General features: G+C 42.7%; 20 protein-coding genes. 12 read left to right on the top strand and 8 right to left on the bottom strand.

The window, feature by feature from the left end:
- Positions 1-9 precede the first annotated feature (9 nt).
- The 10 genes from GNIT_RS04840 to der all read left to right on the top strand — a co-directional run bounded on the left by GNIT_RS04840 (position 10) and on the right by der (position 11,835).
- Entirely contained in the window at positions 10-1,233 is a 1,224-nt protein-coding gene (locus GNIT_RS04840) for an IscS subfamily cysteine desulfurase (RefSeq protein ID WP_014108031.1), read from the top strand.
- 315 nt (positions 1,234-1,548) lie between these two features.
- Positions 1,549-1,980: a nucleoside-diphosphate kinase gene (ndk, locus tag GNIT_RS04845; protein ID WP_014108032.1), complete on the top strand. Its 432-nt coding sequence runs from the start codon at positions 1,549-1,551 to the stop codon at positions 1,978-1,980.
- Positions 1,981-2,211: 231 nt separating this feature from the next.
- On the top strand, positions 2,212-3,330 hold the full coding sequence (rlmN, locus tag GNIT_RS04850; RefSeq protein ID WP_041246652.1) for a dual-specificity RNA methyltransferase RlmN: 1,119 nt from the start codon (positions 2,212-2,214) through the stop codon (positions 3,328-3,330).
- A gap of 19 nt (positions 3,331-3,349) precedes the next feature.
- Complete coding sequence (gene pilW, locus GNIT_RS04855) at positions 3,350-4,741, top strand: type IV pilus biogenesis/stability protein PilW (RefSeq protein ID WP_014108034.1); 1,392 nt, start codon at positions 3,350-3,352, stop codon at positions 4,739-4,741.
- Positions 4,734-5,804: a RodZ domain-containing protein gene (locus tag GNIT_RS04860; RefSeq protein ID WP_014108035.1), complete on the top strand. Its 1,071-nt coding sequence runs from the start codon at positions 4,734-4,736 to the stop codon at positions 5,802-5,804. The genes pilW and GNIT_RS04860 overlap by 8 nt, the downstream gene beginning before the upstream one ends.
- The gene (gene ispG, locus GNIT_RS04865; RefSeq protein WP_014108036.1) at positions 5,804-6,925 is read left to right on the top strand and encodes a flavodoxin-dependent (E)-4-hydroxy-3-methylbut-2-enyl-diphosphate synthase; all 1,122 of its coding nucleotides are present in this window, start codon (positions 5,804-5,806) and stop codon (positions 6,923-6,925) included. Before GNIT_RS04860 ends, ispG begins: the two co-directional genes overlap by 1 nt.
- A gap of 125 nt (positions 6,926-7,050) precedes the next feature.
- Positions 7,051-8,322: a histidine--tRNA ligase gene (gene hisS, locus GNIT_RS04870; RefSeq protein WP_083822413.1), complete on the top strand. Its 1,272-nt coding sequence runs from the start codon at positions 7,051-7,053 to the stop codon at positions 8,320-8,322.
- A 74-nt stretch (positions 8,323-8,396) separates the two neighbouring features.
- Positions 8,397-9,035 (top strand): tetratricopeptide repeat protein, encoded by a 639-nt coding sequence (locus GNIT_RS04875; RefSeq protein ID WP_014108038.1) that lies wholly within the window; start codon positions 8,397-8,399, stop codon positions 9,033-9,035.
- Complete coding sequence (gene bamB, locus GNIT_RS04880) at positions 9,032-10,258, top strand: outer membrane protein assembly factor BamB (protein WP_014108039.1); 1,227 nt, start codon at positions 9,032-9,034, stop codon at positions 10,256-10,258. The genes GNIT_RS04875 and bamB overlap by 4 nt, the downstream gene beginning before the upstream one ends.
- A 134-nt stretch (positions 10,259-10,392) precedes the next feature.
- A complete protein-coding gene (gene der / locus GNIT_RS04885) occupies positions 10,393-11,835 on the top strand; it encodes a ribosome biogenesis GTPase Der (RefSeq protein WP_014108040.1) in 1,443 nt (480 codons plus the stop codon).
- A 329-nt stretch (positions 11,836-12,164) separates the two neighbouring features.
- On the opposite strand, the gene GNIT_RS04890 is transcribed toward der, so the two are convergent.
- The 5 genes from GNIT_RS04890 to xseA form a co-directional block, all read right to left on the bottom strand.
- A complete protein-coding gene (locus GNIT_RS04890; RefSeq protein ID WP_014108041.1) occupies positions 12,165-12,455 on the bottom strand; it encodes a GIY-YIG nuclease family protein in 291 nt (96 codons plus the stop codon).
- 387 nt (positions 12,456-12,842) lie between these two features.
- Positions 12,843-14,090 carry a sodium:proton antiporter NhaD gene (nhaD, locus tag GNIT_RS04895; protein WP_014108042.1) on the bottom strand — a complete coding sequence of 416 codons (1,248 nt, stop codon included), beginning with the start codon at positions 14,088-14,090 and terminating at the stop codon, positions 12,843-12,845.
- A gap of 282 nt (positions 14,091-14,372) precedes the next feature.
- A complete protein-coding gene (locus tag GNIT_RS04900) occupies positions 14,373-16,199 on the bottom strand; it encodes a M2 family metallopeptidase (RefSeq protein ID WP_014108044.1) in 1,827 nt (608 codons plus the stop codon).
- A gap of 93 nt (positions 16,200-16,292) precedes the next feature.
- Entirely contained in the window at positions 16,293-17,474 is a 1,182-nt protein-coding gene (locus GNIT_RS04905; RefSeq protein ID WP_014108045.1) for a hypothetical protein, read from the bottom strand.
- A 208-nt stretch (positions 17,475-17,682) separates the two neighbouring features.
- Positions 17,683-19,038, bottom strand: a complete 1,356-nt coding sequence (gene xseA, locus GNIT_RS04910; RefSeq protein ID WP_014108046.1) for an exodeoxyribonuclease VII large subunit — start codon at positions 19,036-19,038, stop codon at positions 17,683-17,685.
- 104 nt (positions 19,039-19,142) lie between these two features.
- Between xseA and guaB the strand changes: the two genes are divergently transcribed.
- Positions 19,143-20,612, top strand: a complete 1,470-nt coding sequence (gene guaB / locus GNIT_RS04915; protein WP_014108047.1) for an IMP dehydrogenase — start codon at positions 19,143-19,145, stop codon at positions 20,610-20,612.
- Between the two features lie 83 nt (positions 20,613-20,695).
- The gene (guaA, locus tag GNIT_RS04920) at positions 20,696-22,273 is read left to right on the top strand and encodes a glutamine-hydrolyzing GMP synthase (protein WP_014108048.1); all 1,578 of its coding nucleotides are present in this window, start codon (positions 20,696-20,698) and stop codon (positions 22,271-22,273) included.
- A 550-nt stretch (positions 22,274-22,823) separates the two neighbouring features.
- Here guaA and GNIT_RS04925 read toward each other — a convergent pair.
- Genes GNIT_RS04925 through GNIT_RS04935 form a run of 3 tightly spaced genes read right to left on the bottom strand, consistent with a single transcriptional unit; the run spans position 22,824 to position 25,315 of the window.
- Positions 22,824-23,390, bottom strand: a complete 567-nt coding sequence (locus tag GNIT_RS04925) for an RNA methyltransferase (protein ID WP_014108050.1) — start codon at positions 23,388-23,390, stop codon at positions 22,824-22,826.
- 42 nt (positions 23,391-23,432) lie between these two features.
- Complete coding sequence (locus tag GNIT_RS04930; protein ID WP_014108051.1) at positions 23,433-24,422, bottom strand: phospholipase A; 990 nt, start codon at positions 24,420-24,422, stop codon at positions 23,433-23,435.
- Between the two features lie 50 nt (positions 24,423-24,472).
- Positions 24,473-25,315 carry an MBL fold metallo-hydrolase gene (locus GNIT_RS04935; RefSeq protein ID WP_014108052.1) on the bottom strand — a complete coding sequence of 281 codons (843 nt, stop codon included), beginning with the start codon at positions 25,313-25,315 and terminating at the stop codon, positions 24,473-24,475.
- Positions 25,316-25,319: the final 4 nt, after the last annotated feature.

Consider the following 25,319-nt stretch of genomic DNA (forward strand, 5'->3'; position numbering starts at 1 on the left):
GGAGCGATAATGAGTAATATTAAATTACCAATCTATTTAGATTATTCGTCGACCACACCAGTTGACCCTCGTGTCGCCGAAAAAATGAAAGACTGCCTAACAAAAGAAGGCAATTTCGGTAACCCAGCCTCACGTTCTCACTATTTTGGTTGGGTAGCGGAAGAGGCGGTAGACATTGCGAGAAATCAAATTGCGGACCTAGTGAATGCAGACCCACGTGAAATCGTATTTACATCAGGCGCTACAGAATCGAACAATTTAGCAATCAAAGGTGCCGCAACGTTTTATCAAGAGCGTGGCAAGCACATCATTACCTTGAAGACTGAGCATAAAGCTGTGTTGGACTCGACCCGACAGCTTGAGCGTGAAGGTTTTGAAGTAACTTACATGATGCCTGAACCAAATGGTTTAGTAGATTTGGACAAGCTTCAAGCTGAAATGCGAGACGACACCATTCTTATCAGCATCATGCACGTGAACAATGAAATTGGTGTGATTCAAGATATTGCTGCTATCGGTCAGATATGCCGCGAACGTAAAATCATATTCCATGTTGATGCAGCGCAAAGCACAGGTAAAATTCCAATTGATTTACAAGAATTAAACGTTGATTTAATGTCTTTTTCTGCACACAAAACATATGGTCCTAAGGGGATTGGCGCACTTTACGTGTCGCGTAAGCCAAGAGTAAGAATTGAAGCTCAAATGCATGGCGGTGGGCACGAGCGTGGAATGCGCTCAGGCACACTGGCAACTCATCAAATCGTTGGGATGGGAGAAGCTTTCCGCTTAGCCAAAGAAGAGATGGCGACTGAAAACGAACGTATAAAAATGTTACGTGACAAGCTCTACAACGGCGTAAAAGATATCGAGGCAGTTTATTTAAACGGTGATGCCGACCATCGGGTTGCTCATAACCTGAATGTAAGTTTTGCATACGTCGAGGGTGAATCGTTGATAATGGCACTGAAAGACATTGCCGTATCTTCAGGTTCAGCATGCACTTCTGCAAGCCTAGAGCCCTCTTATGTGCTGCGGGCACTTGGTCTTACTGATGAATTAGCTCATAGCTCAATTCGCTTTAGTATTGGTCGGTTCACTACTGAAGAAGAGATTGATTATGTGACTAATCTTATTCGCAGCGCTATCGACAAGTTGCGTGAAATGTCGCCACTTTGGGATATGTATAAAGAGGGAATCGATCAAAGTACTGTTGAGCGAGCTGCACACTAAATTATTGTTGAAAACAATCAGCCGAAAGTTTGTTTGAAGACAGTAATCAGGACTGAAGCTTTTACATAAAGCGGCGTAGTGCGGATTGTTGGATGAATTATGACACACTAAAATTTGAGAAATGGCGTCGCTGTTATATGATCAAGCTTCTGAATTAAAAGAATTATTTGTTGTAAATTTGCATCTTAATAGAGTTTTTGCTGCACAAATAGCGCAAATATATAAGATGAATTTTCGGTCTAGGGGTATTCATTACGCCTCTTCTTCTTTATAATCGCGCGAATTTTAAAAATCAGTAAACTGGAAGAATTAATCATGGCTTTAGAACGTACTTTCTCGATCATCAAACCTGACGCAGTAGCGAAAAATGTTATCGGCGCAATCTACAACCGTTTTGAAAGCGCAGGCTTACGCATTGTTGCTTCAAAAATGGTCCACATGAGCAAAGAACAGGCTGAAGGCTTTTACGCTGAACATAGCGAACGTCCTTTCTTTGGCGCTCTTGTTAGCTTCATGACATCTGGTCCAGTGATGGTTCAAGTGCTTGAAGGCGACAACGCTGTTGTTAAAAATAGAGAAATCATGGGTGCAACTAACCCGGCAGAAGCTGCTGCTGGCACTTTACGTGCTGATTATGCAGAATCTATCGACGAAAACGCTTGTCATGGTTCAGATGCACCAGAGTCAGCATCTCGCGAAATAGCTTACTTCTTCTCTGACGAAGAAATTTGCCCACGCACACGTTAAGCGACAAAGTGTTATACTAAGGGAGCTTCGGCTCCCTTTTTTAGTTATTTTAAACGCGCTGAATAGCCCGAAAGTGCGTATACTGTGAGTTGGTTAAGCCAAAATGAGCCTAGACCAGCGTCGGTAAAATAAAACCCGGGTTAGATTTTTTGTTATAAAGGTAAAATTATGTCTGTAAACCAAGTGGATCCTAAAGCTTCGAACGAGGTGAAAGGAGAGATAAAAAAAGAGATGAAAAAAGTCAATTTATTGAATTTTGATCGCCAAGGTTTGCGTGACTATTTTGCTTCAATCAATGAAAAGCCATTCAGAGCTGACCAACTGATGAAATGGATATATCAAGCGGGTGAATCTGATTTCGACGCGATGACCAATATGAATAAAGACTTGCGCGCAAAGTTGAAAAACTATTGTGTGATTGAAGCGCCTGTAATTTCAGAGCATCAGCAAGCATCCGATGGCACCATTAAGTTTGCAATGTTATTGGAAGGGGGGCAGGAGGTTGAAACGGTATGGATCCCAGAAACTGATCGCGCGACGCTTTGCGTTTCTTCCCAAGTAGGCTGTGCATTAGAGTGCACATTTTGTTCAACCGCTCAGCAAGGTTTCAATCGCAACCTATCTATTGCTGAAATAATCGGGCAAGTTTGGCGCGTTGCTACCTTTATAGGCATGTCTAAAGACACATCAAAACGGCCGATTACCAATGTTGTGATGATGGGAATGGGTGAGCCGTTGCTCAACCTGAAAAACGTCGTTCCTGCAATGCGCATTATGCTTGATGACTATGGCTTTGGTCTATCAAAACGCAGAGTGACACTCAGTACCTCAGGTGTGGTCCCTGCGTTGGATATGTTAGGTGATCAGATAGACGTCGCTTTAGCGATTTCTTTGCACGCACCAGACGATAAACTACGCGATGAAATTGTTCCGGTGAATAAAAAGTATCCGATTGAAGAGTTTTTAGCAGGGGTTAGGCGCTATTTGGCAAAATCTAAAGCAAATCAAGGTAAAGTCACCGTTGAGTATGTTATGTTGAATCATATAAATGACAGTACTGATCAGGCGCATGCGTTAGCAAAAGTGTTAGCAGACACGCCTTGTAAAATAAATCTGATACCTTTTAATCCATATCCTGGTTCGCCATACACTTGCTCAAGCAATTCACGCATGGATAGATTTTCTAAGGTACTGATGGACTATAACTTTACGGTTGTCATCAGAAAGACACGCGGCGACGATATTGACGCCGCTTGCGGGCAATTAGTTGGTGACGTTGTTGATAGAACAAAAAGATTATTAAAAAAACAGATGAATGGAAAACCAATTTCGGTAAGAATGACGCAATAAAAAATATAAGAGACAAACCATGTTGAAGAAATCCGTAGCTGCTATTGTTCTATGCTCACTGCTAAGTGCGTGTGTAACAGAGCCAAGGGATCCAGATTTTGCTGGTGCTGACGCGATTAACACAGATGCTGCAGCGAAGAATAGAGTGAGCTTGGGCTTAACTTATTTGAATAATGGCAACTTTTCTCAAGCAAAGGCGAACTTAGACAAGGCACTCAATTTTGCACCTAAGTCAGCAGACGCGCATTTTGCGATGGCTTATTATTATCAGCAGGTTGATGAACTTGCGCTAACCGAAGAGTACTATCTTAAGGCGCTTAAATTAGCACCTGAGAATCCAAATATCATCAACAGCTATGGCGCATTTCTTTGTGAGCAGGGTCGCTATGAAAAAGCCAAATCATATTTTTTAAAAGCGGTGTCGAGCAAAAGTTATGTTTCAACAGCTGAAACCTACGAAAACCTAGCGATTTGTGCAGTAGACCAAGGAAAGACAGATGAAGCAGTTGGCTTTTTTGAGTCGGCGTTAAACCATCAGCCAACACGAGGCAAAAGCTTATTCTTCTTAGCTCAATTGCAGAAGGAACAGGGAAACTATGGCGAGGCCAAGAAGACCCTGTGGAAGTACGACCGTGTTTCGCGCGTTTCTCCAGAATCTCTTTGGTTATCTTATGAAATAGCACAGGGTCTCAGTGACACTGAAGCTGCACTGGGCTATGGCGAACTGATGAAGAGTATGTTCCCAGAGCATCCGAACACCGCTCTTTTCAAAAAACAAATGGGTAAATTTCAGCCGGTAGCAACAGTTAAAAATAAACGTGCAGCTCTTGCAGTTCCTCCTGCAGTGCAAGCAAATACCCAAGCTGAAGTTGCCGTTACAGTTGATGAGCCACTAAACGCAGTTGAAAACGACCAAAGCGCATCGGTAGAAGCTCCGTCTTTAGTTAAAGTGAATAAAAAGATAAAAACGTTGGCGCCAGATGCAGCTGAAAATAAAGTCGAAGAACAAGTGCAACAGAAAGTGATAGAAAATGCACCTAGTTTGGATGAAGCGGCGAAACGCGAGGCCGAATTAGAAGCGGCACTGTCGGCTGATTTTAATGCGGTAAGTGATGAGTCTGCAAGCATTGATGGTACTATTGAAAAGGTCGATGAGACGCTCGCAACTGCCGACAAAGCTGCAGAGACGACAGTTGAGCAAACACAAGATAAAGCAACACAGCAAATAGATGAGGCGGCGAGCGCAAATGCCAGTTATCATGTTGTGTTACCAAAGGAAAACTTATATCGAATTTCACTTCGATATAACGTTAAAATGAAATACCTAATGCAATGGAATAACCTTGACGATTCATCCGCTATAAGAGTAGGGATGAAGTTGCGGGTAAAGGACCCAAAAAATAATGACTGAAGAAAATAGCAATACTAAAGAAGCGACAGTAGAGTCGACGCAAGCTACACCTGGTCAACAGTTGAAAAGGGGTCGCGAGGCGATGGGTTTGACACAGCAACAAGTTGCTGATCGTCTTCACCTGCGCTTGGGTAACATCCAAGATATTGAAACTGACACACACAAGCCCGGCGTCTCTATTACGTTTACAAAAGGGTATGTTCGAATTTATGCCAAATTATTGAGCATGCCTGTGGATCCGTTGCTGGCAGCGTTTGATATTTTGCATCAAGGTGAAAAGCAGCCAGCGAAGCTACAAAGTTTTTCTCAACGCGTTGCGAAGCAAGCAAACGATGACCGTTGGATGATGGTGACCTACCTTATCGTATTTTTGGTGATAGCATCTCTAGTTATTTGGTGGTATCAGCAATCGGACAAGTCGATAATGAACAGATTAAATTTGTTCAGTGATACGACGACAGAACAGGCACAATCGAATAATATCGACGAGGGGCAATCGGTGAATGCAATGAGCAATAACTTGTCTATGCCCGATGAGCTTGCCATACCTGAAGAAGATATTAAAAATCAAAATGAACCTAGCAGTGAGAGCGACACAATTGCAGGTGAAGCTGCCAGTGAAATTAAAAAGGCCGCTGTTGAAAGTGTTAAGCAAGTGCAAGCAATTGCAGAGCAGGGCCCTGAAGTAATTGAGCAAGCGGTAGACGAATTATCCGATATGGACAGTCCATTCAATGATAGCGGCGACGTTAACGACGATTTTGCTAGCGCTGACAGCCAAAATGTAAACGGATACTCGGTTAACAGTGACGGCACGATAGATGTTATTTTTACTTTTAAAGAAGATTGCTGGTTAAGTGTCACAGACGCAAATGACGAAGTGATGGCTGTAGGTGTGAAAGTTAAAGGCAGAGTGATGTCAGTTAGTGGTATTCCACCGATTTCGGTGAATATGTGCCCACCTAGCATAGTAGATATTGTTTTTGGTGGCGCCCCGGTTGATCTTTCCAAATATCCTAGAGGTAATCCTGTTAAGTTCCAACTATCTGTTAAAGGTGAATAATGTTTTCTGATTCTCCGATCATTCGGCGTAAATCAACCAGAATAAACGTAGGTAATGTTCCTATCGGTGACGGTGCACCTATTGCAGTGCAGTCGATGACTAATACCAATACTTTAGACGTTGCTGCAACAGTTGCTCAAATAAAGCGCATTCAAGGCGTTGGCGGTGAAATCGTTCGAGTATCGGTGCCAACGATGGAAGCGGCAGAAGCATTCAAACTAATCAAACAGCAAGTTAACGTTCCGTTGATTGCCGATATTCATTTCGATTATAGAATTGCGTTGAAAGTGGCAGAGTACGGTGTCGATTGTCTCAGAATAAATCCGGGTAATATCGGCAATATGGAGCGCGTTAGGTCGGTTGTTGACTGCGCAAAAGACAAGAACATCCCTATTCGAATTGGCGTAAACGGCGGGTCCTTAGAGAAAGAAATCCAAGAGAAATATAAAGAGCCAACGGCCGAAGCACTGGTTGAGTCAGCAATGAGGCATGTCGATATTCTCGATAAACTCAATTTTGATCAATTTAAAGTGAGCGTCAAAGCATCGGATGTATTTTTAGCTGTTGGTGCATATCGCCTATTAGCGAAGCAAATTGTGCAACCACTGCATTTAGGTATTACTGAAGCGGGCGGTTTCCGTTCTGGCGCAGTAAAAAGTGCGGTAGGGCTGGGTATGCTTTTGGCAGAAGGTATTGGCGATACCATTAGGATCTCACTTGCAGCGGATCCAATTGAAGAGATTAAAGTAGGCTTTGATATTTTGAAGTCGTTGAGAATTAGAGCACGCGGCATCAACTTTATCGCTTGCCCAAGTTGTTCACGTCAAGAGTTTGATGTTATAGCTACAGTCAATGCCCTTGAACAGCGAGTTGAAGACATTCTAACGCCCATGGACGTTTCGATTATTGGCTGCGTTGTAAACGGGCCCGGTGAAGCGGAAGTTTCTGATTTAGGATTAACTGGCGCTCGCAACATGAGTGGTTTTTATTTGGACGGCAAGCGTCAGCGCGAGCGTTTATCCAATGATGACCTAGTGGATCAGTTAGAAAAGCGTATTCGAGCAAAAGCCGCGCAGCTGGACGAGAAAAACCGAATCAAAGTGACCGATATCAGCAGCTAAATCGAATAATCCCGCGTAAAGCGAAAAAAAACACATAAAACACGCAAAAACAGGCCTCCTAAATTTTACCCCGCGCGACAAAATCCTTATAATGTCGCGCTTTATTTAATTAATCAGAGACAAACGTGGCAAAGACTATTCAAGCAATCAGAGGTATGAACGACTGCTTACCATCGCAAACTGGTATATGGCAGTTTGTTGAGTCAAATATACGCCGTGTCGTAGCCAATTATGGTTATCAAGAAATACGTACGCCAATTGTTGAAAGCACCGATTTATTTAAGCGTTCAATTGGTGAAGTCACTGATATAGTCGAAAAAGAAATGTATACCTTTGAGGATCGCAACGGAGATAGTCTCACATTGCGCCCTGAAGGCACTGCGTGTTGCGTAAGAGCGGGTAATCAGCACGGCTTACTGTATAATCAGCAGCAGCGATTATGGTATATGGGTCCCATGTTTAGGCATGAGCGCCCGCAAAAAGGTCGCTATCGCCAGTTCCATCAGTTTGGCGTTGAAGCATACGGTCTTGATGGCCCGGATATTGATGTTGAAATGATTTTGATTGGCGCGCGCCTTTGGCAAGCATTCGGTATTGCCGACAAAGTTGAGCTACAGATAAATTCCTTGGGTTCGGCGGAAGCAAGAGCTGCTTACAAGGAAGTGCTGGTAACGTTTTTACAAGGGCACCACGACCAATTGGATGAAGACAGTCAGCGCAGGTTGTTATCCAACCCACTGCGCGTGCTTGATAGTAAAAATCCAGCCGTACAAGAGATTGTAAAAGACGCGCCAAAACTCATTGATCATTTAGATGATGAATCACAGGCGCATTTTTCACTTTTATGTGAACGTTTAGACAATTTAGGCATCCAATACACAGTTAATCCAAGTTTAGTGCGTGGTTTAGATTACTACAATCGCACTGTTTTCGAGTGGGTAACACAGCTCTTGGGTGCTCAGGGTACTATTTGCGCGGGTGGCAGGTACGATGGTCTCGTTGAGCAGCTCGGAGGCAAAGCTAGTCCCGCTGTTGGTTTCGCTATGGGCTTAGAGCGTTTAGTGTTGCTAGTAGAAAGTCTTGACGAGTCGCTTTATGCAAATAATGCAGTTGATATTTATTTAATGCCAATCGGCGAACAAGCCGAATCGGAAGCAACTAAGATTGCAGAGCAAGTTAGAAACGAGTTACCGACCGTAAAAGTGCAACAGCATTGTGGCGGTGGGAATTTTAAGAAACAAATGAAAAAGGCAATGGCATCAGATGCTGCGATTGCGATGATTATCGGGGATGATGAACTTGCTAATGCGAGCGTCTCGATAAAGTATTTAAAACAAGATAAGCCGCAGGCTAGCGTGTTTTTGAGTGAGTTATCTGCAATAGCAGAATGGCTGTAAACACTTCAAAGTAGAGTTGGTCAGATAAAACTTAGTTATTAATCAGTTAGATGTAGTAAGGGTAGAGGAATTCAATGGAACGTTACGAAACCGAAGAACAACAAGTAGAAGCAATCAAAGGCTTTTGGAAAGAAAATGGTACTGCAATATTAGTCGGTATCGGCATCGGCTTAGCTGGCTTGTTCGGTTGGCAGCAGTACAACGACATGGTTATCGAAGGTAAAGAAACCCAATCAATGGCATTTCAAAGTGTATTAGAAGGCATTGATTCAGAAAATGGATTGACAGAAGCAGAAGCGTTCGCAAAAGAAAACGGTGATTCGGGCTATGCTGTGTTAACAAGTTTAATTTCTGCTCAGAAAGCTGCTGAAAAAAACGATTTTGAAGGCGCAAAAATGCACTTGGCGATGGCGGCAAGCAATTCTCCTAGTGAAGCAATTGCAGATTTAGCAAAAGTTCGTTTAGCGCGTATTGAAAATCAACTAGGTAATACTGCCGCTGCACTTGCAACTTTAGACACTGTCGTGAGTGCCTCATACAACGACCAAGTGCAAGAAGTTAAAGGCGATATTTACGTTGCAACGAAAGAATTCGATAAAGCAAAAGTTGCGTATGATGCTGTGCTCGCTGAACAACCGCAAAATCGTGTAGTGGAAATGAAACTGAGTAACTTAAACTATGCTGCAACTGAAGTGGCAGGTGCTACCCAGTGAAGAATAGACTAATAATAACGTTGCTAGCTTTGTCACTCAGTGGCTGTGCAACTGTATCAGATTGGTTTGCGGACGATGAGGAATTAGAAATCCGCCGTTTGAAACCGATTGAAGCCGCTTTTGAACCTGAAATCAAATGGGATATAGATGTCGGAGACGGGGTTCAAGATTACTTCTCCCGCCTAGCACCGGCTGTCGCATATGGCAAAGTATTCGCTGCGAGCAGAGATGGTATTGTTGTGGCGATTGATCAGGAAACGGGTAAAAAAATCTGGGAACAAGACTTCGCTAACTACGAAAACTACAGTTTCAAGAAAGCGATGCTGTGGTACTCAAACCGCGCGGTATCCGCAAAAATCTCTGGTGGTCTGTCAGTTGCCTATCAGTCTGTGTATTTTGGCACAGAGGACGGATACGTATATGCCCTCGAGGAATCAACAGGCGAATTAAAATGGAAGGTTGGCGTAAAAGGTGAAGTTATTTCTGCGCCTGCTGTTGATGCTGGTGTAGTGCTAGTCAATACAACGTCGGGTCATTTGATTGCGCTTAATCCTGAGAACGGTGAACAGAAATGGGTCACTGAGTCTGATGTTCCTCCATTAACACTGCGCGGCGTTTCTGCACCTGCAGCAGACAGCGGCGGCGCACTAATCGGCACTCCTTCAGGAAAACTGAAGGTCAGTATCCTTGAAACGGGTATGGTAGCATGGGAAACGCAAATTGCTTCTCCATCTGGTGCTACCGAGCTAGAGCGTATCGTTGATATTGATGTCAAGCCACTGGTGTTTGGCGGAAATGTGTTTGTTGTTTCTTACAATGGTACTTTGTCTGCCGTAGAGCTGCGCACAGGTCAAGTAATTTGGACACGTGAATACGGTTCTTACCGCAACATTAGTATCGATGGAAACCGCTTATTTGTCGTCGATAATAGCAGTAATATATTTGCAATTGATCGCCGTAGCGGCGTTGAATTATGGTCTAATGTTGGATTGAAAGATCGCAACATTACATCTGCCACACCACACGGAGATTACGTGGTTGTAGGAGATATGTTTGGATTTATTCATTGGTTTACTAAAGACGAAGGTAAGCTCGTGGCGCAGTTAGCGGTTGGTGATGATGATGAAGATGAAGCTATCTTCACGGGACCGATTAGCGCAGAAAACATCCTCTATGTACAAACGAGAGACGGAAAAATTGCTGCAGTTATTCAACCACAGTGAGTTGAAAGTGTCGCTGATTTATGTGCGTTAAGTACTAATGAAGTGATGCCATATTGTAGTCAAGATAACGTGTTAGAACGGATAACGATACACGCCAATGGTATGCCATTGGCGTTTTTTATTAAGGGTGAAAAATGTTACCTGTAGTGGCCTTGGTTGGCCGACCCAATGTTGGTAAATCAACATTATTTAATCGATTAACGAATACTCGAGACGCACTAGTTGCTGATTTCCCGGGTTTGACACGTGATCGTAAGTACGGCCCAGCAAAATTCGAAAATCGTGGTTTCATTGTCGTCGATACCGGTGGTATTACGGGTGATGAAGAAGGCATTGATGCGGCTATGGCTGAACAGTCATTGTTAGCAATAGACGAAGCTGATGTGGTCTTGTTTTTAGTTGATGCGAGAGCCGGATTGACGCCTGATGACATTGGCATTGCTGAGCATTTGCGCAAACAAGATAAAGCCATGTATTTGGTTGCCAACAAAGTCGATGGTATTGACGGTGATAGTGAAACGGCCGACTTCTTTAAGTTAGGTTTTGCAGAAGTACTGCAGATTGCGGCTGCGCATGGTCGCGGTGTTTCGCAAATGATGACGCATGTCCTAACGCCTCTCGAAAAAACCTTTCCCGACATGCAAATTGTAGAGGAAGAGAGAGACGAAGAAGAAGACGCTGATGCGAAACTGGCGCGCTTACAAGCCTCTCCTATTAAACTAGCGATAGTGGGTAAGCCGAATGTAGGTAAATCCACACTTATTAATCGTATTTTGGGTGAAGAGCGCGTTGTTGTTTACGATCAGCCAGGTACAACTCGAGACAGCATCTTTATCCCAATGCAGCGCGACGATCGTGAGTACATTTTGATTGATACTGCAGGCGTGAGAAAACGTAAGAAAGTCTCAGAAACAGTAGAGAAATTCTCGATCGTTAAAACGCTACAAGCGATTGAAGAATCTAACGTGGTGTTATTGGTGATAGATGCTAGAGAGGGGGTTACTGATCAAGACTTATCGTTATTAGGTTTTGTGTTAAATTCTGGTCGTTCTCTAGTGTTGGCCGTCAACAAATGGGATGGGCTTGAAACCCACATAAAGGAATCAATTAAACGAGAATTAGACAGACGCTTAGGCTTCGTCGATTTTGCTCGTTTACATTTCATTTCTGCATTACATGGCACTGGTGTTGGACACTTGTTTGAATCTGTCCAAGAAGCCTACAAGTCTGCTACTGTGCGTATTACAACGTCAGTGCTAACACAAATCATGGAAATGGCTCAGAATGATCACAATCCGCCACTTATCCATGGTCGCCGCGTTAAGATGAAGTATGCTCATGCTGGTGGTTATAATCCGCCCGTTATCGTTATTCATGGCAATCAGTTAAAAGATTTACCTGATTCGTACAAGCGCTATTTGATGAATTACTATCGAAAAGCACTGAAAACCATGGGTACACCGATACGAGTTGAATTCAAAGAGGGTGCGAATCCATTTGAAGGTAAGGTCAATAAGTTAACGGTAGGGCAGGAACGTAAGCGTAAACGTTTGATGACTTTTCACAAGAAAAAGTAAGTGTTGAGAGTCTATTAGTTCCAACCCAAGTGTTTAAAAAGCTGTTATTTTCAATCGAAAATAACAGCTTTTTTGTTTTATTAGGCTTTATATTTGCTTGCGATGCTTATAGCGGTTCTTGTCGATAGATAATAACGTAGTTAATTAAAAATGATTTGATTGGGATGTTTCTGCCTGTTAAGTACATTTTAGATATGTTCTTTTAAGGGCAGCAAAGGGCAGATTCCGGACGTAGAAAAACATCATATTTATCCCATGTAGGAAACATCCCTCACGTCATCCTTGCGAAGGCAAGGACCTACCAAATAGCATAGAAAGTCTAATTACGTTTACCTAATTAGGTCAGGGTATAAATCCTGCCAACTAGGATTTACTTCATTAATAATCCGATTTTTCCAATCTCGTTTCCAGAGCTTCAGCCTTTTTTCACGGGTTATGGCATTCTCCATATCTTCAAACAGCTCAAAGTAAACAAGCTTGTCTACGTTATATTTGGCGCTGAAGCCTTTTATTAGCTTATTTTTATGTTGATATACACGTTGCACCAAATTACTGGTAACACCAATATATAAGGTCGTATTATTACGATTTGTGATCATATAAACACAGGGTTGTTTCATTATTGAATTCCTTTTCAATTAAGCATCGAGCATATAAGCTTTACCTGAAATTGAAAAGGATGGTTTTTACATGGAGTTTGGCTTTGGCAGGTCCTTGCCTTCGCAAGGATGACGTGTTGGTTATTTCGAGAGAAGCTATCTTAGGGCCGCAATTGCCGCACAACCGACACTGATATAAAAAGTCCTTAGAGGCGACGCACGTTTTTGATCACACTCAAAATCCCAGCTTTTAATAAAAGCACAAAACTATAATTTTATCCTTTATCTATAATGCGACTAATCAATATAAACTTTTCATAAAATACTAAGCATGACTCGATATCTCGCCTGTTAAAGGCAGAGTAAAATTTCATATTACTCTGCTCTCAACTCTGCCCCCAACCGCGCTTAAGATTGCAGATATTGCGTCATTAACAGCACCAATCCGTAGCCGCTTGAGTAAGAGATTAAAAGCAAGAGTGAATACTTGCCGTAGCGAGCAAATGTTAAGCCTTGCACCTTGCTCATTGCAACGATGCCTGCGGCAGAGCCAATTACCAATAACGAGCCTCCCACACCAACAGCGTAGGTTAATGACATCCATTCGCTGAATGACATATTAATATTAGCTTTTAACAACGCGGCTGTTAACGGTACATTGTCTATCATTGAGGATAAAATCCCCATAATATAATTGGCTATCACTGGCGGGAACATGGTGTAAATATCTAAGAGTGCGTGTAATGCATGAATATGCTCTAACATCCCGACAATTAACAACACACCTAAAAAGAACAACAATGTGTCAAACTCGATATATCTGATGTAGTCCAAAATGGGGTCTTTGTCATTATCTTTAGCCATAAAATTAGCGACTAAAAACATAATTGACATGCCTGCCAGAAAACTCAACATAGGCGGAATAGCAAACAGCACGTTACCAACTAAGGTTAATATTATAGTGGATAAAAAAGTCACAGCGATGGTGTAATCTACGGGTCTTATGTGGTGATGCTGCTTTTTAATTTTAACTTTACCCTGCAAGCCAAAACTGAGTAAGCTTGCCAGCACTATTACCCCAGCAAACGAGGGTAAAATAAGCCAAAGCAGTTGTGTAATTGTGACTTTCTCCTGTAAAAATATCATCAATGTTGTGACATCGCCGGTGATTAAAGACACCCCGCCTGAGTTGACCGAAAATACCACTAAAACAGCAAACCGCATGGTTTGATTAGCCGGTAAGCCCAGTGATAGCACCAATGCAATGGATACCAGTGTCGCGGTAATATTATCGGCTAAGGAAGAGAAACAAAAACTGAATATAGCGGTCATGAACAGCAATTTTTTCAGGCTAATCTGATTCGGCATGATCACGTTTAACATGCTTTCAATTAGCCCTTTTCGATTTAAATAAGCGACAAAGGTCATAGCGGCAACAAGAAAAAGCCAAAGTGTTGATATTTCGGTGATATTGATAAACAAGTTCTTTTCAACGGCTTCTAAACCAGATCCCTTATTGGCATCAATAAAAAGAATTATCCAAGCTGTGGTGCCCAATAACAATGTCGTTTTAGCTTTATTGACATGTATCAGTTCTTCAAATATGACGCCTAGCAGCGCAGCAATGGCGATGCCAATGAGTATCCAATCTATCATGTTGCGAGTCTCTAAGGTAAGTGCTCAAGAGGAAAGGGCGGGAGTATACGCTTTATCTGTTATGTAAAGAATACAACTATGGTAATAGATACTTGTGCGACAACTTTTACGCAAAATAGCTAGTTTTTTGATTTACATTAGTCTTGCGCAAACAATAATTAATTCGGCGATAAATAGAAAGTTAGATATGAAGTTAGTAAGAACTGATGAACATCAGAGGTAAATCTTAAGTTTGAAACGGGAAACGCCTGTAAGATGGCGTTTCCCATTGTTTAGCGGCTGTTACCAGCCACAATTTCGTTCTTCGTTTTGCTTGTCTAGCCATACCTTTAACGGCGCAAAATAAGCTTCTATCGTTGAGGCATCCATATCAGGCGAGCCCGTCAAAGTTGTCATTGCTTCCTGCCAAGGTCGACTTTTACCCATTTTTAGCATGTTATTTAGCGCTTCTCCAGCTTCTTTGCTGCCGTAAATTGAGCAACGATGTAAGGCTTCCTCGCTACCAGCAATGTCGCACAGGGCTTTGTGAAATTGAAACTGCAGCACATGCGCTAGGAAGTAACGTGTATACGAAACGTTAGCAGGAACATGATACTTCGCACCTGGATCGAAAGCGTTAGCAGAGCGCTCAACGGGTGCTGCTACTCCTTGATATTTTTCGCGCAACTCCCACCAAAGCTGATTGTATTGCTCTGGGGTCGTTTCGCCTGCAAGTACTTTCCAGCGCCACTGATCTACCATTAAACCAAATGGGATAAAGGCAATTTTGTCCAGCGCCACTTTCAACAGCATGCCAATGTCATTTGACTCGTCTGGAATATCGTCAATCAAACCAATTTGCTGCAAATAAGTCGGTGTGATAGACAGAGCAATAGTGTCGCCAATGGCTTCGTGGAAGCCACTGTTGGCAGAACCTCTATACAGCATCGGTTGGTCTTTATATGCACGCTGATAATAGTTGTGGCCTAATTCGTGGTGAATAACGTTAAACTCTTCCCCGGTTTTTTGAATACACATTTTAATGCGTAAATCGTCTTTTTCATCTACATCCCACGCCGATGCATGACACTGAACGTCGCGTTCTGCCGGTTTTTGGAACATTGAACGTTCATAAAAAGTATCTGGGAGTGGAGCAAAACCGAGTGAAGAAAAGAAGCCCTCAGCTTGTTTCACCATTTTTATTTCGTCGTATCCTTGCTCTGCTAATGCTTTTGTCACATCAGGTAAGTTCATTTCTTGTTCGGGTTTGACAAGGTCGTAAATATTGCCCCAGCTTTGTGCCCACATATTGCCGAGCAGATGCGCTGGAATCGGCTTGTCTAGTGGGACGATTTCTTCACCGTAGTGTTCAGATAGCTCAGCTCTAACGTGACAATGCAATGAGTTATAGAATGGCTGAATTTGGCCCCATAAACGGTCAAGCTCCTTTGGGAAAGCTTCCGCCGGCATGTCGTATTTAGCGCGCCACAATTCCGATGTATTGGCATAGCCCAACTCCACAGCACCTTCATTCGCTATGCCAACTTGCTCAACAAACATCTCTTTCATGGGCACAGACACCTCGCGCCAACCTTTCCAAAACTCTAACATCAAAGCGGGATCGCGACTCACCGCCATTTCTGCACTCATTTCAACAAGAGAAAAACATTCGTTTTCACTGCGGCAGTATTTTCCTGCGCCATAAATACCGGATAAATCTGAGCCAATTGCGGCTAAACGTTCTGCTTTAGCAGGGTCCGCTGGAGGAGCAATTTCTAGCCCTGATTTCAACAAATCTAGTTGCCTGCGCGTATCTGCATCTACGACTACGTCATTAAACTTAGCCGCTTCTACAGCGTACTTCGCCCACATTACTGACAATTGCTCGCCCAGATATGCATCAACCTGCGCGTTGTCATAGTTGATGTTAGTTGCGTAGGCCCATGCAGCATGAGACGCCGGCTTGTTCAAGCGAGTGATGTCAGCATCTACTTTTTGCAAGAATGCTTTTGCATCATCTGCATCGAGCGTTAGGGCTTGAGGCTTTGTTGAACTTGTGTTGCTCGGTGAGCAGCCGGCACAAAGGGCAATCAGGATTGATGCCAATACTGAAAGTTTGCTTTTATTCATATTATTATTCTTCTTTGGTGAATAGGCTTATGCTTTTAACGACCACTATAGTCTCATTTTTCATAATAATCGATTGGCGTGGAAGCTAGCTGTTTATGGTGCCATGGACACTAAGTTGGCGTTGCTTTGACTATGATTGGTTTGTCGCACTTGTTTCATCATCGACGATTCTGGTGGGACAACTATCGCGTTGATGGCATCGGCAATTAAGCTTTTTGTAATTCGCGCTGGGACATTAATGCTGAATTTGACCACTTTGTCATTTTTTACATACGCATACTGGGTCGCAAAAAGTGGTTCAGAGTTGGTTTGCAGTGTTGCTTCAAATCCAAACACACGGACATCTGTAAGGCTTGCAAGATTGTCCAATTCGTAAATTTCGGACATTGTTAGTGCTTCTTTCCCTAATGCTTTGCTTATGGTTAGAATATCTTGTTGTTCGCGCAGTAACTCATCTCGGCTTTGTGTAACCGCTGAATCGTCGTTTTTTAGCGGATAAACATAAACGTCGAACACTGCAAGATCAAAGTCTTTGTGAATATAGCGCGAAAGCATGCCTTTTAGAGGGTCATTAAATAAGTGTTGACGCGATAGTGCAAAGTCACCAATTTGCTGTGGTACTTTCAGTTCGTTTTTATAATCGCTTGCTCCTAAAAACTGATAAAGAAACTCCGCGCTGAATAGTTGTTTGCTCAATGCGCTTTCAACCCACTCGCTTAAAAGTCTATTGCTTGTTTCAGAGATAGTGTCAGCCACGCTCGCCATATTGATATCTAAAACTGCTGTCAATTGAATATCGTCAATCACAATGCCATGCCATTGAGCAGTAACTTCTAAAACCAACTTTTGAACTGAATTTTCCGTATTTTTGATTGTTGCGCTTCCAATAAGTAGTTCGTACTCTGAGCTTTCAAGCGCTTTAATCACGTTGCTTTTTGTATCGATTTGTTGCAAGGCTGCGAGTAAGCGAGGTTGAGACAACACATTTAATTCACATCTAATAGTAGTGTCAGTTTCGCAGTAAGTTTCTAATTCTTCTGTAAGGTGAGCAGCGTAAATATTGATATCGCTAGAATGAACAACATTAGCCTCTTGCTCAACGGAATATGCGTGGGCCGCGTTAACTGGAGAAATTAGCAATACACCAAAGGCGAGGGAATAAAAGCAACGGTCAAAGAATGATAACAGAGCAAACCGTTTTTTTATGAAGGCTGTTTTTTTGCTTGCGTAGCTTTCGTTAAAGCGTTCTGAGAGTCTATCTGTCATCCTTGGCATCTGTATCCCTTATTATTTTTAATACTTATTGTATATTTTTACTGCCTTAAGGGCTCACTGTAATTATATATACAAAGCTAAATCCTCTCTGACTCGGAAAGTCAGCGTAGGTAAGAGATTAACAGATAATTTTAAAGATAAAAAGTAAATAAAGTGTAAATAAATCAGACGCCTGAGCTGACATTTGATGTCGCAATTGTCGTGTTGATTATTGCTTTTTAAGTGTGATTTCCTGAACTTTTGCAATCACACTGCCATCACTCACACGTGTTTCAATGACATCACCCTTTGCAAGTTGGGCGACACTGCGCACAACCTTATCGTTTTTAAACGCAATACTGTAGCCGCGGGACAGCGTTGATAATGGACTCACCGAATTTAAAATATCTGCGATCCTTTGCAATTGGTATCGTTTATCAGAAAGCTGACGCTGCTGTATAGAGGTCAATTGTTTACTAACTTTTTGCAACTGTTGCTGCTTTTCCTTTATCGCATTGCTTGGAGATATGTGTTGTAAACGTAGCGTGAGTTTGTCGCTTCTGTTCTGATCACCATTTAACTTTGCAGCGATGGACTGCGATAAACGCATCATCAAGCTATCAGCGTGTTGACTTGCCTGTCTTATTTGTACCGCCGGATGTACATTTGACAGCCGTGACTGGACTAACTGAAGTTTGTAGTCGATACGTTTTAAATGTTGCTGAAACACTTGCGCTAATCTGTGCTGCTGCTGTTGGATGTGTCTTTCTAACTGACTTTTATCCGTGCTAACTAACTCAGCTGCGGCAGATGGCGTTGGTGCACGCATATCCGCTACATAATCAGCAATAGTGACATCGACTTCATGACCAACAGCTGAGACGATGGGTAATTTAGATTCAGAGATAGCGTAGGCAACGATTTCTTCATTGAATGCCCAAAGGTCTTCTAAGGAACCTCCACCACGACCTACAATGAGCAAATCGACTTCATCTCTTTTATTAGCAATGTTAATTTGTTCAGCAATACTCTTCGCTGCCGTTTCGCCTTGTACTAAGCTAGGATAGATAATAACGTCAATGCTAGGATTTCTGCGTTTTAAAACATGCAATATGTCATGTATTGCCGCACCGGTTGGTGAGGTCACTACGCCGAGCCTTTTTACACTCTCAGGTAGGGCTTGTTTCGCATCCATGGCAAACAAACCTTCGGCTGATAGTTTTGCTTTAAGTGCTTCATAAGCTTGCTTTAGCTGCCCGAGTCCTTCTGGCTCCATATGTTCTGCAATTAGCTGATAATCGCCTCTTGCTTCGTATAAACTTAAACTACCGCGCACGATCACCTTATCGCCGGCTTTTGGCGTAAATTTGATACTTCTATTTGCGCCTTTGAACATTGCGGACTTAATTTGCGCTTTGCTGTCTTTTAAAGTGAAGTACCAATGACCAGAAGCTGCCGCTACAAAATTTGATAATTCGCCAGACACCCAAACCTGTCCAATTTCCGACTCTAAAACTTGTCTTGCTAGCCTATTTAAACGCGTAACAGAGATAATGCTAGGTTGTTTTGGGGAGGTAGAAAACATATTTCACTTTTTTTATTCATTTGAGTGCGAATTGTAGTTTACCTAAATATAAAAAAACACTACAATTGCACCGCAATTAGCCACTGTCCTAAGGTGTTACTTGCATGTTAAGAATTACTAAAGAAGCGTTAACTTTTGATGACGTTTTACTCGTCCCCGGTCACTCCACTGTTTTACCCCACACTGTCGATTTAAAAACACGCTTAACCCGCGGCGTTACCTTAAATATGCCATTGATTTCAGCAGCAATGGATACAGTTACTGAAGCTCGCCTTGCTATTGCGTTAGCGCAGGAAGGAGGAATTGGCTTCATTCATAAAAATATGACGCCTGAAAGCCAAGCTGCTCATGTTCTGCAAGTAAAAAAATATGAAAGCGGAGTTGTTTCCGATCCAGTCACTGTTAGTAAAGATGCGACGATTGGCAATGTCAAAGCGATGAGTAAGCAACTCGGCTACTCTGGTTTTCCCGTCGTTGACGAAGAAAACAACTTAATTGGTTTGGTTACCGGTCGTGATTTACGTTTCGAAAATCGCCTCGATCAACCTATCAGTAAGGTAATGACACCAAAAGAAAAACTAGTCACGGTGAAAGAAGATACTAACCCTGACGTCGTGATGGATTTAATGCATGAGCACAGAATTGAAAAAATTCTAGTTGTCGACGACGCATTTAAGCTAACCGGCTTGATCACCGTAAAAGATTTCCAAAAAGCAAAAAGCAAACCCAATGCGTGTAAAGACGCAAAAGGTCGCTTGCGTGTAGGTGCAGCTGTTAGTGTTGGACCTGGTACTGATGAGCGTATTAAATTACTGGTTAACGCAGGTGTTGATGTTTTGCTTATCGACACATCGCATGGTCACTCGCAGGGCGTGATCGATCGCGTTAAAAAAGTGCGAGCAGATTATCCAAATATCCAAATTATTGCTGGTAACGTTGCCACAGGTGAAGGCGCAAAAGCGCTAGCAGATGCTGGCGTTGATGCAGTTAAGGTCGGTATCGGCCCTGGTTCAATTTGTACTACACGAATAGTAACCGGCTGCGGCGTTCCGCAAATCACGGCAGTATCAGACGCAGTTGAAGCATTGGAAGGCACTGGTATTCCGGTTATCGCAGATGGCGGTATTCGCTTCTCTGGTGATATTGCAAAAGCATTGGCGGCGGGCGCAAGCTCGGTAATGGTCGGCAGTATGCTGGCTGGGACAGAAGAAGCGCCGGGTGAAGTAGAGTTGTACCAAGGCCGTTACTATAAGTCTTATCGTGGGATGGGATCTTTAGGTGCAATGAATCAGAGTAACGGTTCATCAGATCGTTATTTCCAAGACAGCAGCAATGCAGAAAAGTTAGTGCCGGAAGGTATTGAAGGTCGCGTCGCCTATAAAGGGCCTATTTCAACTATTATTCACCAACAGCTTGGGGGTTTGCGCTCGGCAATGGGACTGACTGGTTGTGCAGATATTGAAGAACTGCGTACTAAGCCACAGTTTGTGAAAGTAACCGCAGCGGGCATGGGTGAGTCTCATGTGCACGATGTGAGTATTACGAAAGAAGCTCCAAATTATCGTTTAGGATAAACCAAAGACGTCTCTAAAGGGCTGGTGTAGGTTGTTAACCTTCGCGTCTCAGCCCTTTTTCATTTTTAGAAGTAGGTAAAATAATGTCTGCAAATATACATAGTCAGAAAATCCTTATCCTTGATTTTGGGTCTCAGTACACGCAATTGATCGCAAGACGTATTCGCGAAATTGGCGTTTATTGCGAACTTTGGGCATGGGATGTGACAGAGGATCAAATTCGCAACTTTGCACCCGACGGTATCATCTTATCGGGTGGCCCTGAGTCGGTAACTGAAATGGGCTCGCCCCGAGCACCGCAATATGTATTCAATGCTGGCGTACCTGTATTAGGCATATGCTATGGCATGCAAACAATGGCGCATCAGCTTGGTGGAACCGTGCAAGGTTCTGATATTCGTGAATTTGGCTATGCACAAGTGGAAGTGTTAACAGCGTCAACAATTTTTGATGGCATTGTGGACGAGACAAATCATAACGGTAACGCATTATTAGACGTTTGGATGAGCCATGGTGACAAAGTGATTAAAGTGCCAGACAGCTTTAGTACAATAGCGCAAACGCCAAGTTGTCCGCATGCCGCGATGGTGAACGAAAAGAAACACTTTTACGGCGTACAGTTTCACCCAGAAGTAACACACACCAAGCAAGGTCTTGAACTTTTAAAACGTTTCGCGTTCGATATTTGTAAGTTAGAAGCTTTATGGACACCCGCTAATATTATTGAAGATGCAATAGAACGCATAAAGGAAAAAGTCGGTGACGATGAAGTAATATTAGGCCTGTCGGGCGGTGTTGATTCTTCAGTCACAGCGATGCTGTTACATCGTGCCATTGGGAAAAACCTAACTTGCGTATTTGTTGACAATGGCCTTCTGCGATTACATGAAGGCGAACAAGTCATGGACATGTTTGGCGACAAGTTTGGACTCAACATTATCAAGGTAGATGCTGAAGAACGTTTCTTAAGCGCACTTGCAGGCGTTGAAGAACCTGAAGCTAAACGCAAAGTGATTGGTGGTGAGTTTGTTAAAGTATTTGACGAAGAATCACATAAGTTAGCAAATGCTAAGTGGTTAGGACAGGGCACAATATATCCTGATGTAATTGAGTCAGCGGGCTCTGCAACCGGAAAAGCACACGTCATTAAATCGCATCATAACGTCGGTGGACTGCCTGACGAGATGAACATGGGCTTGGTTGAACCTTTGCGCGAATTGTTTAAAGATGAGGTTCGCAAAATAGGTTTAGAGTTGGGCTTACCGTACGATATGTTATTTAGACATCCATTTCCTGGGCCAGGATTGGGCGTGCGGGTGCTTGGCGAAGTTAAAAAAGAGTATTGTGATTTGTTGCGCCGTGCTGATGCTATTTTTATTGAAGAACTGCATGCGGCCGATTTATATCAAAAAGTGAGTCAGGCCTTTACTGTCTTTTTACCTGTAAAATCGGTTGGCGTGATGGGCGACATGCGCAAATACGATTGGGTCGTTTCACTTCGAGCCGTAGAAACTATCGATTTTATGACTGCGCATTGGGCTCACTTACCCTATGACTTCTTAGGTAAGGTTTCTAACCGGATCATCAATGAAATCGATGGCATTTCGAGAGTGGTATACGATATTTCAGGTAAGCCACCCGCTACAATTGAATGGGAATAATTAATTAATTTTTTACCCCATTGAGAATTCTCCCGCGTTAGTTTAATGACAACACACAAATGTCATTTGAAACCGGGAGAAATATTCAAATCGTGAAGTCTCCAGAGTATTTAAGGTCCTATAAATTGTAAGTTCTTGACTGTTCAATTAACGTAGATGGTCTATAAGAAGATGTATTTCAAATTATCTCTGGCAATAGGTCATTTATTCTTATGGGAAAATCACAGCGAAGTCGCGAAGCAAAACAATGTGATAGCTGCGGTAAAATCGAAGCGGTGTTGTACAGGATCAGATTGAGTTCACAAGCCCCTTGGATATTCGCCTGCTCAGTTTGTCAAACAAAGGCGAAAACTCAAGCCGCATATCAATATGGCGGCACATGGAAACAAACAAAGCGAAATTAGTAAGTGAATAACCCCCCGCGTTCAACCAGAAAAATATCAAGGGGCCAGGTACCTTGAATCGCAAACAATTGCGGTTAAGACCAAAGTGCCAGGTTCATTGAAACTTCAAGAAACCTGGCCCCTTGTTTTTGGCCCCTTGTTTTCGTTTATATGGCTAGGCCGTTATTGTTGTCTCGGCTTTTTTTTATCAGTTCATCATTTGCGACATAGTCACTTTTTGCCATGCGGTCGTATAAGACAACGTTTGCAGTGGCCGCTAAATTCATGCTGTTGCGAGTGGGGATGTATACAACGTGATCGCATGCTGCAACGATGTCTTCAGGCACGGAAGCGTCTTCAGGACCGAATATGTAAAATGCATTTTCTGGGTGCACAAATTCCGGTAATGGTATGGCACCCTCAACCAGCTCTATAACGACTTTGCTGGCATCTTTTGGCGCGATTGCTAATAAGTCATCGACCCCTATGGTAGGGATTATATGTCGCATTTGTCGTGTATCTGCATTGAAGTTTTTCGCATAGCCAAAGCGCTGACCTGTATAAAAAACAGCGCTAGCGCCATAGCAACCACAAGCGCGTAAAATTGAAGCAACATTTGTTGCCGATTTAGGGTTGACCAAGCCAATACTGACTAAACCATGACCCGACCATCGCTTGAAGTCGGCTTGCGTTTCGTTTGAATTGACTAGATCAATGGTATTCGCGTATTTCATAAGTATGCAAACTTTCTATTAAGTGCGTTGACAGTTTACCTATCAGAACAATTTCAACTGAATACCAAGCCCAATACGCTGCTGGTGTCGATTGTAATCAATGAGTGAGTCACCGTAGCCGTTAAAGTACTGTAGAAGCCAGTCATATCTATCGTTAATAGGATAAGTAAGGTTGAATTCTATGCTGCCACGATTCTCGCTTAACGACAGGTTATTTGTAATTTTGGTAAGTAAGTTAACTTTACCGAAGTTAAAACCATAACCAAGTTCGGCGTGCCCTATAAAGTCAGTAATATCTGGATTGTCATCGCCTGTTGGATCTAGCTCAAAGGTTTTTTCATCTTCAGGTAATCGATACCACGCTTTTAAGTAATAAAAGGAGTCGATATCGCTGAAAATAGCAGTAGCGTAAAGGCGATTCCAACTTCTTGATTTTAAGCCACTTTGGCCATTAGATTGATGGTTCAAACCAAGATTGAATTGATTAAAGCGATAGCCAAGTATGTCCCAATCAGTTTGCCATTGATAAAACACTTCAGGTTCATAGTTGTTTTCACGAAACGGTTTTGAAGTTTCGCTGTTGTAAACCTGCCAAAAGCTGATTAATGTCATACCGAAGAAAACACCGCTGGCATCATCTTCCATCAAGTAGAGCGGCATGCTCACACTAATCTGATATTTGGCTTCAAATTTGTCGATGTTTTCATCTGTTAGGCCATCTACGCTGATTGCGTTGGGTGAACTCACATAAGTGAAAGGGAGTAGGTAATTTTGACGATATTGTGAAATGGAAAATGGATTAATATTTGATTCTTTTACACTTTTTACGCGTTTGTCTAATATTGAATTCGTCGTTTGATTGTTATCATTCGCTTCTTCAACGACTTGCTTAACCGATTTCACTATCTCTAACTCTGACTCTGGGGGAGGCGTTTCTTGAGTGGGAGGGCTTGTCTCTTGAGCGTAGGCTGAGCTTATGAAAATTAAGGTAAGAGCAGAAGCCCAAAACTTGGATATGTTGACTAATTTCAAACCGGTTCCTTTACTCGGTATTATTTTCGCTGATAATACACGGAAACGACTTATATTTCGATTATTTGACCTTCTCGAGCACCAAAACAAATTAAGTCCATCCCTCCTGCGTCGATAACATCGTTGCAATGAGCAATGATTTCGTCGATATCATCGTCGGTGCGCTCAGGGTCATGACTGTACAGTGCAAGTTGTTTTACCTTGCAAGCCATAGCCAGTTTCACGGCTTCCTCAGCGACACTATGGCCCCAGCCCGATTTTCCTGGCATATCCGATACAAGGTATTGAGCGTCATGAATAAGAAGGTCGGCGCCCGTTGCAAATTCGACAAAATCTAAAAAGTCAGTTTGTTTTCGATAAGGAGGATAGAGTTCATTGTCAGTAATATAGGCAATTTTAGAACCGTTTTCCTTTATAGTGTAACAACTGCCTCCCCCGGGATGATTCATTTTGAGTCGGCTTACTAGCGCGTTATTGATATACCATTCATCATCTTCTTGCACGGGACGAGGTATCACTTTTATGATGGCTGCAAGATCGTTTTTATGAACTGGGAAATAAGAGCCTGTCATCTGATCGAGTACGGCCTCAGGCTGTTTCAAGTCCGTTAAGCCCGGTGTAATCAAGATCTCGCGATTAGGTTGGTAAATTGGAATGAAAAAGGGAAAACCTTGAATGTGATCCCAATGGTTATGGCTTAGCAAAATGTGTACAGGTGTTTTTTTACTCGCTAGCTTTTTACCGAGTTCGCGTATACCAGTGCCGGCATCCAATACAATATCGCTGCCGTCGGCCAACTCCACATGCACGCATGCAGTGTTGCCACCGTAGCGTATAAACTCTGCGCCCGGTGCTGGTGTGGAACCGCGAACTCCACAAAAAGTGATTTTCATATAT

Origin of the sequence: Glaciecola nitratireducens FR1064 (assembly GCF_000226565.1) — a bacterium.
In the GTDB taxonomy this organism is placed as follows: Bacteria; Pseudomonadota; Gammaproteobacteria; order Enterobacterales; family Alteromonadaceae; genus Glaciecola; species Glaciecola nitratireducens.